The 226-nt window shown below is 50.4% G+C and carries 1 protein-coding gene; it reads left to right on the top strand.

Annotation, left to right across the window (positions count from 1 at the left end):
- A partial coding sequence (locus tag PL9631_RS27450; RefSeq protein WP_197046521.1) for an Ig-like domain-containing protein occupies positions 1-226 on the top strand: 226 nt, incomplete at both ends.

The raw sequence follows: 226 nt of genomic DNA, 5'->3' as shown, positions 1-226 counted from the left end.
ACAGCCGAAGCCAATAGTACCGTTGATATCCTGCAAGACGGTATCAGTATCGGCACTGCTATCACCGATGCAACTGGTAACTGGACATTTCCCATCACTACGGCTCTGGCAGACAACACTTATGCCTTTACCGCCACAGCTACCGATGCAGCAGGTAACATTTCTCCAACTTCCACGGCAGTTAACCTCACCATAGATGCCACCGTACCGACAGCACCGACAATTA

It is taken from the genome of Planktothrix paucivesiculata PCC 9631 (assembly GCF_900009265.2).
Classification (GTDB): domain Bacteria; phylum Cyanobacteriota; class Cyanobacteriia; order Cyanobacteriales; family Microcoleaceae; genus Planktothrix; species Planktothrix paucivesiculata.
This window is presented reverse-complemented; position numbering and strand designations above follow the sequence as displayed.